Source organism: Enterobacter sp. (assembly GCF_977039595.1).
In genome coordinates this window covers 1-12,238 of record NZ_CDRQYH010000097.1, presented here as the reverse complement: position 1 = coordinate 12,238, position 12,238 = coordinate 1, and the positions used below count along the sequence as shown (strand labels likewise).

The 12,238-nt window shown below is 56.4% G+C and carries 11 protein-coding genes and 1 pseudogene; 8 read left to right on the top strand and 4 right to left on the bottom strand.

All coding sequences use genetic code 11. The features are described from left to right. Window positions 1-108 precede the first annotated feature (108 nt). Window positions 109-288: a family 1 glycosylhydrolase gene (locus ACWYRJ_RS19285; protein ID WP_455508449.1), complete on the top strand. Its 180-nt coding sequence runs from the start codon at window positions 109-111 to the stop codon at window positions 286-288. A gap of 39 nt (window positions 289-327) precedes the next feature. On the opposite strand, the gene yohP is transcribed toward ACWYRJ_RS19285, so the two are convergent. After that, complete coding sequence (gene yohP, locus ACWYRJ_RS19280) at window positions 328-411, bottom strand: small membrane protein YohP (protein ID WP_015572324.1); 84 nt, start codon at window positions 409-411, stop codon at window positions 328-330. Window positions 412-614: 203 nt separating this feature from the next. On the opposite strand from yohP, the gene mdtQ reads away from it, so the two are divergent. Continuing rightward, window positions 615-2,033, top strand: coding sequence for a multidrug resistance outer membrane protein MdtQ (gene mdtQ / locus ACWYRJ_RS19275; RefSeq protein WP_149366484.1), 1,419 nt, complete (start codon window positions 615-617; stop codon window positions 2,031-2,033). 50 nt (window positions 2,034-2,083) lie between these two features. Continuing rightward, window positions 2,084-2,848, top strand: a complete 765-nt coding sequence (locus ACWYRJ_RS19270) for an SDR family oxidoreductase (RefSeq protein WP_455508448.1) — start codon at window positions 2,084-2,086, stop codon at window positions 2,846-2,848. Between the two features lie 479 nt (window positions 2,849-3,327). Here the strand turns inward: ACWYRJ_RS19270 and ACWYRJ_RS19265 are convergent, their stop codons facing one another. Beyond that, window positions 3,328-3,900, bottom strand: a complete 573-nt coding sequence (locus ACWYRJ_RS19265; RefSeq protein ID WP_455508447.1) for a DedA family protein — start codon at window positions 3,898-3,900, stop codon at window positions 3,328-3,330. A 157-nt stretch (window positions 3,901-4,057) separates the two neighbouring features. On the opposite strand from ACWYRJ_RS19265, the gene ACWYRJ_RS19260 reads away from it, so the two are divergent. Next, window positions 4,058-4,645: a Yip1 family protein gene (locus tag ACWYRJ_RS19260; RefSeq protein WP_023312454.1), complete on the top strand. Its 588-nt coding sequence runs from the start codon at window positions 4,058-4,060 to the stop codon at window positions 4,643-4,645. 167 nt (window positions 4,646-4,812) lie between these two features. After that, window positions 4,813-5,736: a D-alanyl-D-alanine endopeptidase gene (gene pbpG, locus ACWYRJ_RS19255; protein ID WP_111965977.1), complete on the top strand. Its 924-nt coding sequence runs from the start codon at window positions 4,813-4,815 to the stop codon at window positions 5,734-5,736. Window positions 5,737-5,832: 96 nt separating this feature from the next. Here pbpG and ACWYRJ_RS19250 read toward each other — a convergent pair whose 3' ends face one another. Together ACWYRJ_RS19250 and dld are read right to left on the bottom strand one after the other, a co-directional pair. Next, window positions 5,833-6,387: a GNAT family N-acetyltransferase gene (locus tag ACWYRJ_RS19250; protein ID WP_111965978.1), complete on the bottom strand. Its 555-nt coding sequence runs from the start codon at window positions 6,385-6,387 to the stop codon at window positions 5,833-5,835. Between the two features lie 112 nt (window positions 6,388-6,499). Continuing rightward, on the bottom strand, window positions 6,500-8,248 hold the full coding sequence (dld, locus tag ACWYRJ_RS19245) for a D-lactate dehydrogenase (RefSeq protein ID WP_133294803.1): 1,749 nt from the start codon (window positions 8,246-8,248) through the stop codon (window positions 6,500-6,502). Window positions 8,249-8,437: 189 nt separating this feature from the next. Here dld and bglX point away from each other — a divergent pair, with 189 nt between their 5' ends. From bglX to ACWYRJ_RS19230, 3 genes and pseudogenes are all read left to right on the top strand, one after another. Further along, window positions 8,438-10,735, top strand: a complete 2,298-nt coding sequence (gene bglX, locus ACWYRJ_RS19240; RefSeq protein ID WP_455508446.1) for a beta-glucosidase BglX — start codon at window positions 8,438-8,440, stop codon at window positions 10,733-10,735. Between the two features lie 147 nt (window positions 10,736-10,882). Beyond that, window positions 10,883-11,800 (top strand): glycine betaine ABC transporter substrate-binding protein OsmF, encoded by a 918-nt coding sequence (gene osmF, locus ACWYRJ_RS19235; protein ID WP_115875831.1) that lies wholly within the window; start codon window positions 10,883-10,885, stop codon window positions 11,798-11,800. Between the two features lie 12 nt (window positions 11,801-11,812). Next, a pseudogene (locus ACWYRJ_RS19230) lies at window positions 11,813-12,238 on the top strand (ABC transporter permease); the annotation flags it as partial.

Genomic DNA, 12,238 nt, shown 5'->3' with positions numbered 1-12,238 from the left:
TTGTAGGTGGGCCAGTTGGTGATTTTGAACTTTTGCTTTGCCACGGAACGGTCTGCGTTGTCGGGAAGATACGTGATCTGATCCTTCAACTCAGCAAAAGTTCGATTTATTCAACAAAGCCCAATCGATCTGGTGAGCGCGTCTAAAGCTGAACTCTCTAAGCGCTACGGCTTTATTTACGTCGATCGCGATGATAGCGGAAAAGGCACGCTGGCGCGCAGCCGCAAAAAGAGTTTCTACTGGTATAAAGAGGTTATTGCTACGAAAGGGGCTTCGCTGAAAGCCTGATATCGAGGACGTTGCCCGGCGATGCGCCGGGCAAATGAATCAGAAAATCATTTTGAATACACCGGTAACCACTAAGAGACCTATCAGAAATATAATCAAAATAACCCACAGTAATATTTTCATTCCCTTCTCCCGCTCATGTATGTCCTGAATAAGTGTAGCAGGGTATTTATAGTTGGCATGAATGTATTAAATTTAATCATTATTTTTAGGAATAAATTTCCGTGTATTAAGATGTATGACAATTTGCGGATTGCCACGCGTTACTAAAAAAATTAACGACACTGAGCGTAACGTGCGCCTTTATTTTTTGAGTTTATGGCGTCATGAAACGTTCTCTTATTTTTTCTCTGAGTGCTCCCTTCGTTTTTATTCTGGCTGCCTGTGCGCCTGAACATGCCACGGTATCTCCCATTAAAACGCAAACCGCTGCGGCGTCGGTGAATACGCAGCTTCGTCATACCGACTGGCCGAAAAATGAGTGGTGGAAAGAGTATAACAATCCCGAACTTAACGGGCTTATTGCGAAAGCATTAAGCGATGCGCCGGATATGCAGATTGCCCGTCAGCGCATTACGCTTGCCGAAGCCCAGGCCAAAGCCGTAATGGCAGCCGACGGTCCGCAGATTAATTTTTCCGCCGATGCGGAACGTCAGAAAATGTCCGCCGAAGGGCTGATGGGACCGTTTGCCTTTACCGACCCGGCTGCAGGCACCACCGGGCCGTGGTACACCAACGGCACCTTTGGCCTGACCGCAGGCTGGGATCTCGATCTGTGGGGAAAAAATCGCGCCCGGGTCGAAGCCCGGATTGGCAAAGTGAATGCGCAAAAAGCGGAGCTGGAACAGACGCGTCAGCTGCTGGCCAGCAGCGTGGCGCGGCTCTACTGGGAGTGGCAAACGCAGGCCGCCGTGGGGGAGGTTCTCGCCCAGATCAAACATGAGCAGGACAATATTATCGGTGCCGATCGCGAGCTGTATCAACACGGCATCACCTCCTCCGTGGAGGGCGTCGAAACGGATATCAACGCCAACAAAACCGAAGCGCAGCTCGCAGAAGTCAACGGGAAGATGAAAGCCGTTGAGGCGCGCCTGGTCGCGCTGACGAACGCCTCTTCCGTGACGCTGACGCGGCACGCCTTGCCGACGGTGGAAGCCTCGTTACCGTCGACGCTCGGCTATGAACTGCTGGCACGTCGTCCGGATCTTCAGGAGGCGCACTGGTATATCGAAGCCTCTATGAGCGAAGTGGAGGCTGCCCGAGCGGCTTTCTACCCTGACGTGAACCTGATGGCATTCTTACAGCAGGATGCCCTGCACCTGAGCGATCTGTTCCGCTCTTCCGCGCAGCAGATGGGCATGACCGCCGGGCTGACGCTGCCGATTTTCGACAGCGGCAGGCTGAACGCCAGCCTGGATATTGCACAGGCGCAGAATAATCTCTCGGTGGCGAACTACAACAAAGCGGTGGTCGAAGCCGTCAATCAGGTGGCACGCACGGCCAGTGAAGTCGAAACGCTGACGGCGAAGAACAGCCACCAGCAGCAGGTTGAAAAAGATGCGGCACGTGTTGTGGCGCTTGCCCAGGCGCGTTTCAGCGCGGGGATCGTTGCGGGCTCTCGGGTCAGTGAAGCCAGAATACCGGCCCTCAAAGAACACCTCGAAGGATTACTGTTAAAGGGGCAGTATGTCGACGCCACGCTGCAGCTGACCTCGGCGCTGGGCGGTGGCTATCATCATGGCTAAAAAAGGTCATTATCTATACTTACCTCTTTGCAGTTTTTCAGGAGGTGAGTATGACCAGAGTAGCGATTGTAACCGCATCGGATTCCGGGATCGGTAAAACCACGGCGCTGATGCTTGCAGAGCGCGGGTTTGATATTGGCGTCACCTGGCATTCGGATGAAAAAGGGGCGCTGGAAACCTGCCGCGAAGTTGAAGCGCAGGGGCAGCGCGCAGAGGCTATCCATCTTGACTTAAGCACACTGCCGGAAGGCGCAGAGGCTATTGAAACGCTGATTGCGCGTTTTGGCCGGCTGGACGTGCTGGTCAATAATGCGGGTGCGATGACCAAAGCGCCGTTCCTTGAAATGCCGTTTGACGACTGGCGGAATATTTTCACCGTCGACGTGGACGGCGCGTTTCTCTGTTCACAAATTGCCGCCCGGCAGATGGTGAAGCAGGGGGAAGGGGGGCGAATTGTGAACATTACCTCGGTGCATGAGCACACGCCGCTGCCGGAGGCGAGCGCCTACACGGCGGCAAAACATGCGCTCGGCGGGTTAACCAAATCCATGGCGATGGAACTGGTTAAGCACAATATTCTGGTGAATGCCGTCGCGCCGGGTGCCATTGCCACGCCGATGAATGACATGAACGACAGCGAAGTGAAGGAAGGCTCAATGCCGGAAATACCGCTGGCAAGGCCGGGCCACACTAAAGAGATCGCCAGCCTGGTGGCGTGGCTGTGCGACAGCGACGCCAGCTACACGACGGGGCAATCTTTTATTGTCGACGGGGGCTTTATGCTGGCGAACCCGCAGTTTAAGCCGGAGGGGTAGTAACCTTTCTCCCTCTCCCACAGGGTTGAGGAATCCCCAGTAATTTTTTTACCTGAAGCGATGAACGTTGCTTCAGCAAAATTAATAGCTTACAGCGACGCCCTGGTCCGGCTGTAAATCGCCGAAGCGTTTCCGTAAGGCCGGGGCGAGGCGCAGGGATGCGCCGAGAGGGCGTGGCCTGCAGGGATGCAGGCTCATGCCCGACCCGATAGCCTGAAGGAATAAGCTGAGGGCACCGCGAAGCGGCGATTTACCGCCGGGAGCCCGGGTCGCCAGGGTGGTGGCGATTGAGCCACCCTGGCACGTTCACCGGTCATGTCGTTTCAGAGTAGCAAGGAACATAAAGTGAACGGAATGACCTCCACAGCCGTATGTTCCCCCTCACCCCAACCCTCTCCCTCAAGGGAGAGGGGGTCGTCCGTGCAGGCATTATTTTGTGGGGAACCCTCAGCCATGAGGGTGAGGGCATCAGGCCGCACTCACTCCTCATCCCGCGTCTTTTCCCGGTGCTTCAGCCACAGTCGAACCCCAATCACCGCCACAACCACAAGAATCAACCACGCCCAGTGCTTCAGGTGCTGGTCGAGATTATGCAGCCATGGCGCAATCACTTCGCCCCCTGCGTAACCGAGCGTCGTAAAGATCAGCGCCCAGGCAACCGCGCCCACAATATTGAGTGGCAGAAAAATTCTTGGCGGCAGATGACTGGCACCAATCAGTATCGGCCCGATAATGCGAAAGCCATACATAAAGCGCGTGCCAATGACGAACAGATAGGGATGACGTTGAATGAGCCGCTGAGCGCGGCGGATTTTCTTTTGATGCTTTGCGAAGCGTTTAAGCAGCGTTGGCCCAAAGCGCAGCCCCAGAAAGTAGAGCAGCTGATCGCCAATCATTCCACCCAGCGCGACCGCGGCAACGACCAGCGGGAACTTCAGTAATCCCTGATGTGCGGCGACGCCCCCTAACAGCGTGATGGTTTCACCTTCTGCTACGCTGCCGATGACCAGCGCGGCATATCCATATTGTTCAATGAGTGCGTTAATATCCATTACGTAAATGTTATCTCCCTCAGCGTGCCTCGTTTAATCATATACCCCATGAATCAACAGCGGGGAAATCAACGGAAATTTCCCACTGTACATAAAATAATCTAAAGCCTGCATTATACTTAAGGTATCGCTGACGGGCCGACAACAAGGGGGCGCTATGAACCATGTCTGGGGACTTTTCTCCCATCCCGATCGTGAAATGCATGTCATTAAAAGTGAGAACGAAACGGTCTCGCATCATTATACGCACCATGTGCTGCTGATGGCTGCGGTGCCGGTAATATGCGCCTTTATCGGAACAACACAAATCGGCTGGAACTTCGGTGACGGCACCGTAGTTCAGCTTTCCTGGTTTACCGGGCTTTATCTGGCCATCGTTTTTTATGGCCTGATGCTGGCGGGTGTGGCGGTTATGGGGCGCGTCATACACTGGATGGCGCGTAACTATCCGCAGCGTCCATCGCTGGCGCACTGTATGGTCTTTGCCGGGTATGTCGCGACCCCGCTGTTCTTAAGCGGTATTGTTGCGCTCTATCCACTGGTCTGGCTGTGCGCGCTGATCGGTACCATTGCCCTCTTTTACACCGGGTATCTGCTGTATCTGGGGGTTCCAACCTTCCTGAATATCAATAAAGAAGAAGGCCTGAGTTTTTCCAGTTCAACACTCGCCATTGGGGTGCTGGTGCTGGAGGCGCTACTGGCGCTGACGGTTATTCTTTGGGGTTACGGATACCGGCTCTTCTGAGTTCACTGCATTGCTGGCGTAAATGCCAGCAATGCAGCATCTGTTCACGATTATCCGCTGGCGACAACGCCCGGTGACCGCTATGATGCCGAAGCCAGCCTGTGTTTATCCGTTGATACAGGCGGTGTACGTCATGACGTGCGTGAATAATTATCAGAAGTCTCACCATGCAGAAATTCCGAGTCTCTTTACTTAGCCTGGCGCTGCTGCTGGGCGCGTCCGCTGCCGTGCCGGCCGTCGCCAAAACGCCCGCGGTGAGCGCCGCCGCTGCTCAACCGCAAATTGCGTCCGGCAGCGCGATGATTGTCGATCTCAACACCAATAAGGTGATCTATGCCAGCCATCCGGACCTGGTGCGCCCGATCGCCTCAATTACCAAATTAATGACCGCGATGGTGGTGCTTGATGCACATCTGCCGCTGGACGAAAAATTGAAGGTGGATATCAGCCACACGCCGGAGATGAAGGGGATCTACTCTCGCGTGCGTCTGAACAGTGAAATCAGCCGTAAAAATATGCTGCTGCTGGCGCTGATGTCGTCTGAAAACCGGGCGGCGGCGAGCCTGGCGCACCACTATCCGGGCGGCTACGACGCCTTTATCCGCGCGATGAACGCGAAAGCCAAAGCGCTGGGGATGAACAATACGCACTACGTTGAACCGACGGGGCTGTCGATCAACAACGTCTCTACGGCGCGCGACCTGACGAAACTGCTGATTGCCAGCAAACAGTATCCGCTGATTGGTCAGCTCAGCACCACCCGTGAAGAGATGGCGACCTTTGCGAACCCGGCCTATACGCTGCCGTTCCGCAATACTAACCATCTGGTTTACCGGGATAACTGGAATATTCAGCTAACGAAAACCGGCTTTACCAACGCGGCAGGACACTGTCTGGTGATGCGCACCGTGTTTAACGGTAAGCCAGTGGCGCTGGTGGTGATGGATGCCTTCGGCAAATATACCCACTTCGCGGACGCGAGCCGCCTGCGCACCTGGATTGAAACCGGAAAAGTGCAGCCTGTACCGGCCGCGGCATTGACGTATAAAAAGCAGAAAGCCGAGCAGATGGCGACGGCGCAGAATGATTAGGTAAAAGCAAAACGGTAACGCATGTTACCGTTTTTTATGTTTTCTCCCTCTCCCTGTGGGAGAGGGCCGGGGTGAGGGCATCAGACCGCACTGCGTTTATTCCGGCAGCGTCCAGTCACCATCGTTGAGCGGGCGCTGCATAATCACCGTATCCCGCCAGTCGCCTTTCTTGTACCCCACGCTGCGCAGCTGACCGACAATCTCGAAGCCGTGCTTTTTATGCAGCCGCAACGAGCCGGCATTATTATTGCCATCTCCCACCACGGCAATCATTTGCCGCCACGGCCCTTGCTCGCAGCGTTCAATCAGCGCATCCATCAGTGCCGAGCCAAAACCGCGCCCGGTAATGCTGGCATCAACGTATATCGACTCTTCCAGGGTATAGCGGTAGGCGTGCCGTGGACGGTAAGGCGTGGCGTAGCAGTAGCCCACCACGATGCCGCGATAAAGTGCTATAAGCCACGGTAAACCGTTCTCAGCCACGCTTTTCATGCGATGGCGCATTTCGTCGATGGTGGGGGGGACTTCTTCAAACGACGCGCGCCCGTGAAGCACATGCCATGCATAGATCGCGGCAATAGCATGCACATCATCGGGAAGGGCGTCGCGCACTTCCAGTTCGGTCTCGGATAAAACATCAACAGCCGACATGATGTGCCTGCTCCTCGTTATAGAAAGCCGGAGAAACGTTTCTCCGGCGATAAGCAGTTACTCTATTACGATTAAGGAGCGCTTAACAATCTCTCAAATTTGGCTGTAGGAATTAATCAGACGTTTGCGTTATGCGCTGCTCCGCGTCTGCGCTCTCTTTCCAGTATTTCTTCCGCGTTGTTTTACCAATGCCGGGATTCATGCTGTTTGTAGGGTCATTCTCGCGATAAAACTGCTTAAGTGCGTCAGGGGCTTCATAAAGATGTCCGACGTTATGTTCCGCAGGATATTGTGCGCCGCGTTCACGCAGAAGGGCGAGCATCTGCTCCTTCAGTTCGTGTGCGTCGACCCCTTTTTTGACAATGTAATCCTGATGGAAGACATAACACATAAAATGGCCGTAATAGAGCTTGTGCACCAGCTTGCTGTCGATTTCCGGCGGGAGATGCTCGAACCAGTCGGTGTCGTTACGCCGCAGGGCGATATCCAGCGCCAGAATATCTTCCACTTCTTCGGAATGCACCGCCTGATAACGGATGGCTGCGCCTGCGGCGGCAAAACGGTGCAGGAAGGCTTTGCTGCCCTCTTCAGGCGTACAGGCAAAGAAATCCCCTTCGGCGGTTTTGAAGTATTCGGTCAGCCAGGACTGCGCTTCGGCAATCCCGTCCCCGGCCATTTTCAGCAGCAGGTGATGTTCGTACTTGTCGCGCCAGGTTTTCATTCTCTCCGGTAAATGCGCCGGGAAAACGTTGCCCAGCTTCTGCATAAAGCGGTCGGTGAAGTGGGGTTTAAACAGCGACACTTTCTCCAGCATCGCATCGGTGCGGCCCTTCATGGTGAAGAAGAACGGCATTTTGTCGGTGCCGAGCTTGTCGATCATCAGGAAGGTATCTTTGCCGTAACGTTCGGCGATGTCGTAAATGTCCCGGTGCATGTACTCGCCCGCCACCGGAAGATTGCTGAATTCGCCCAGAATATGACGGCGGATTTCCGTCAGAACCTCAGGCTGATTGGTACCGATGTAAAATACCTGCTGCTTTTTCTCTGCCGGGAAGGTATCCAGACGCACAGCAAAAACGGCAAGCTTCCCGGCGCAACCGGAGGATTCAAACAGGCGGTCCGGGTCGGCGTTGTAGCGCGCCGGCGTATCGGCGTCGATATCCCGTACGCGGGTCACGTAGTCGTGATCGTGCGCATGACGACCGTCGTGCTGCACGTCTTCGTCCTTCACGCGATCGTCGTCAAGTTTGCTGAGGATCTGTTCTGGCGTCACGCCGAGATCGATTCCCAGATGGTTCACCAGCGTCAGCTTGCCGTTTTCGTCAATACGGGCAAACAGCGACATCTCGGTATACGCCGGGCCGCGCTGCACCAGCGAGCCGCCGGAGTTATTGCAGATCCCGCCGACCACCGAGGCGCCAATGCAGGAGGAGCCAATCACCGAGTGCGGTTCGCGGCCCAGCGGCTTGAGCGCTTTTTCGAGGGAGTAAAGCGTGGTGCCGGGGAACGCGAGCACCTGCTCGCCCTTGTCCAGCAGGTGCAGCTTGTCGAGACGCAGGGTACTGATAATCACGATGTCACGATCGTAATCGTTGCCGTTCGGCGTGGAGCCTTCGGTCAGGCCGGTGTTGGCCGCCTGCATTAAAATAATCTTGTCGGCCGCGACGCAGGCGCTCAGCACGCGCCACAGTTCCAGCAGCGTGCCGGGGAAAACCACCGCCAGCGCCTCGCCCTGACCGGAGCGGAAGCCCTTGCGGTAGCGGGCGGTTTTAGCCGGGTCGGTAAGCAGGTGAGAGGAGCCAACCAGGCGCGACAGTTCGTTAATAAATGCTTTGTTATCGTCAGTTCGAACAGAAGACATCTTCCACTCCTTGTGGTGGGGCAAATTTCTCGCTGTAAAGCATAGCGCGATTAACTGTTAAGCGGTCGAGTATTCACGAGAAAAATCAGAGAATAACCCTGCAACGTTCAGAGGGTTTGTGGCACACTGCGCTTTTCGCACGGTATGGCCGAGATCGTCCGGCGGTTATTTATGAGAGAGTAAAACGACATGAAATGGCTATGTTCTGTAGGTGTCGCCGTCAGCCTGGCGCTGCAACCTGCGCTGGCAGAGGATTTGTTTGGCAATCACCCGCTCACGCCTGAAGCGCGGGATGCGTTTGTCACGGAATTGCTCAAGAAAATGACGGTCGATGAGAAAATCGGCCAGCTGCGTCTGATCAGCGTCGGCCCGGATAACCCGAAAGAGGCCATCCGAGAGATGATCAAAGACGGGCAGGTAGGGGCCATCTTTAATACCGTCACCCGCCAGGATATCCGCAAGATGCAGGACCAGGTGATGGATCTCAGCCGCCTGAAGATTCCGCTGTTCTTCGCCTATGACGTGGTGCACGGCCAGCGTACCGTCTTCCCGATTAGCCTCGGCTTAGCGTCTTCCTTTAACCTCGACGCGGTGAAAACCGTCGGGCGCGTGTCGGCGTATGAAGCGGCGGACGACGGCCTGAACATGACCTGGGCGCCCATGGTGGACGTTTCGCGCGATCCGCGCTGGGGCCGCGGCTCGGAAGGCTTTGGTGAAGATACGTACTTAACCTCCACGATGGGTAAAACCATGGTGGAAGCGATGCAGGGTAAAAGCCCGGCGGACCGCTACTCGGTGATGACCAGCGTCAAACACTTTGCGGCCTATGGCGCGGTTGAGGGCGGGAAAGAGTACAACACCGTCGACATGAGCCCGCAGCGCCTGTTCAACGACTACATGCCGCCGTACAAGGCAGGGCTTGATGCGGGCAGCGGCGCGGTGATGGTAGCGTTGAACTCGCTGAACGGCACGCCTGCGACGTCCGATTCCTGGCTGCTGAAAGACGTGCTGCGCGACCAGTGGGGCTTTAAGGGCATCACCGTTTCCGACCACGGCGCGATTAAAGAGCTGATCAAACACGGTACCGCCTCCGATCCGGAAGACGCGGTGCGCGTCGCGCTCAAGTCCGGCATCAACATGAGCATGAGCGACGAGTACTACAGCAAATACCTGCCTGGGCTTGTGAAGAGCGGCAAGGTAACGATGGCGGAGCTGGACGATGCCGCGCGCCACGTGCTGAACGTGAAATACGACATGGGGCTGTTTAACGATCCGTACAGCCACCTGGGCCCGAAAGACTCTGACCCGGCAGATACCAACGCTGAAAGCCGCCTGCATCGCAAAGAAGCGCGTGACGTGGCGCGCGAAAGCCTGGTGCTGCTGAAAAACCGCCTCGACACGTTGCCGTTGAAAAAATCCGGCACCATTGCCGTGGTGGGGCCGCTGGCCGACAGCAAGCGCGACGTGATGGGCAGCTGGTCTGCCGCGGGCGTGGCTGACCAGTCCGTGACCGTGCTGACCGGTATCAAGAGTGCCGTCGGTGAAAATGCCAAAGTGGTCTATGCCAAAGGGGCGAACGTCACCAACGATAAAGACATCGTGACCTTCCTCAACCAGTACGAGGAAGCGGTGAAGGTCGATCCGCGCACGCCGAAGGAGATGATTGACGAGGCGGTGAACGCCGCGAAGCAGTCTGACGTCGTGGTCGCGGTCGTGGGAGAAGCGCAGGGTATGGCGCACGAAGCCTCCAGCCGTACCGATATCACGATTCCACAGAGCCAGCGCGATCTGATCGCAGCCCTGAAAGCGACCGGCAAGCCGCTGGTGCTGGTGCTGATGAACGGTCGCCCGCTGGCGCTGGTGAATGAAGACCAGCAGGCTGACGCCATTCTGGAAACGTGGTTCGCCGGTACCGAAGGCGGTAACGCCATCGCCGACGTGCTGTTTGGGGATTACAACCCGTCGGGCAAGCTGCCGATGTCCTTCCCGCGCTCCGTCGGGCAGATCCCGGTTTACTACAGCCACCTGAACACCGGTCGTCCGTACAATGCTGACAAGCCGAACAAGTACACGTCTCGTTACTTCGACGAAGCTAACGGCCCGCTGTATCCGTTTGGTTACGGCCTGAGCTACACCACCTTTAAGGTCTCTGACGTGAAAATGTCGGCGCCGACCCTGAAGCGTGACGGCAACGTTACCGCCAGCGTCGAGGTAACCAACACCGGCAAGCGCGAAGGGGCTACGGTGATTCAGATGTACGTTCAGGATGTTACCGCGTCGATGAGCCGTCCGGTGAAGCAGCTGCGCGGCTTCGAGAAGGTCAACCTCAAGCCAGGGGAAACCAAAACCATCAGCTTCCCGATCGACGTGGATGCGCTAAAGTTCTGGAACCAGCAGATGAAATATGATGCGGAACCGGGCAAATTTAACGTCTTTATCGGCGTGGACTCCGCCCGCGTGAATAGAGGCGAGTTCGAGCTGCTGTAACCTTTCCCTCCTTTGCCTCCCCCCGTCCTGCGGGGGAGGCGTCTTACCTTATGCTAAAAAGGCATTTTGACGGTTAATTCCGCCGTTTTAAGCTACGCTTTTCTCTCAAGCCTCTGAAAAAGGCAGCAAAAAAATGAGGATAGCGGAATGACGATTGCAAAGGGGATGTTGGGATCTGCGGTGTTACTGGCGGCGCTGAGCCTGCCGTTACAGGCGGCGGAGCCGGTAAAAGTGGGCTCAAAGATCGATACCGAAGGCGCGCTGCTCGGCAATATTATTTTGCAGGTGCTGGAAAGTCACGGCGTGAAAACGGTCAATAAAGTCCAGCTCGGCACCACGCCCGTCGTGCGCGGCGCGATTACATCCGGCGAGCTGGATATCTACCCGGAATACACCGGCAACGGCGCATTCTTCTTCAAAGATGAAAACGATCCGGCATGGAAAAACGCCAAAGCCGGGTATGAGAAAGTCAAAAAACTCGACGCGGAACAGAACAAGCTGGTCTGGCTGACCCCGGCACCGGCCAACAATACCTGGACTATCGCCGTGCGCAAGGACGTGGCGGAGAAAGGGAAGCTGACTTCTCTGGCGGATCTCAGCCGCTACCTGAAAGAGAAGGGCGACTTTAAGCTGGCTGCGTCCGCGGAGTTTATCGAGCGTCCCGACGCGCTTCCTGCGTTCGAAAAAGCCTACGACTTCAAGCTCGACCAGGCTCAGCTGCTCTCGCTGGCGGGCGGGGACACGGCGGTAACCATCAAAGCGGCGGCGCAGCAAACCTCCGGCGTTAACGCGGCAATGGCCTACGGCACCGACGGCCCGGTGGCGGCGCTCGGCCTGCAAACCCTGACCGATCCTAAAGGCGTACAGCCGATTTACGCTCCGACCCCGGTCGTGCGTGAGGCGGTACTGAAAGCCTATCCGGAGATTGCCGAATGGCTCAAACCGGTTTTCGAAAAGCTTGATGAAAAAACGCTGCAGCAGCTGAATGCCAGCATTGCCGTCGAGGGGCTGGATGCCAAAAAAGTGGCCGCCGACTTCCTGAAACAACAAGGGCTTGTGAAGTAACGGGAAAGGGCTGTGCCAATAAAATGTCATAACCGCGTACTGCTGCTGTTGGCCTGCGTTGCCGTCGCGGCAGTCGCGCTACCGTTTGTGAATGTTGCCCCTAACCGCCTGATGTCGGGAGAAGGAAAAGCGCTCTGGCAAATCTGGTCGTTCACGCCGTGGTGTCTGGCGTCGGCGCTCGGCGCGTGGGTGATCCTTTCTCTCTGGCAGGGGCGCACGGCGCAGTGGCTGACGCTGCTCCTCGCTGAAGGGCTGTTTATCATCCTGTTCTGGGGGGCCGGGCTGGCGGCAACGCATATGACGTCGGCGGAAAGTCCGCTGGCGAGAACCACGGTGGGCAGCGGCCTCTGGCTCTGGCTGGCGCTGTGTCTGCTGGCCTGCAGCGATGCCATTCGTCGACTCATCGCAAGTAGCGTCTGGCGCTGGGTACTTAATGCG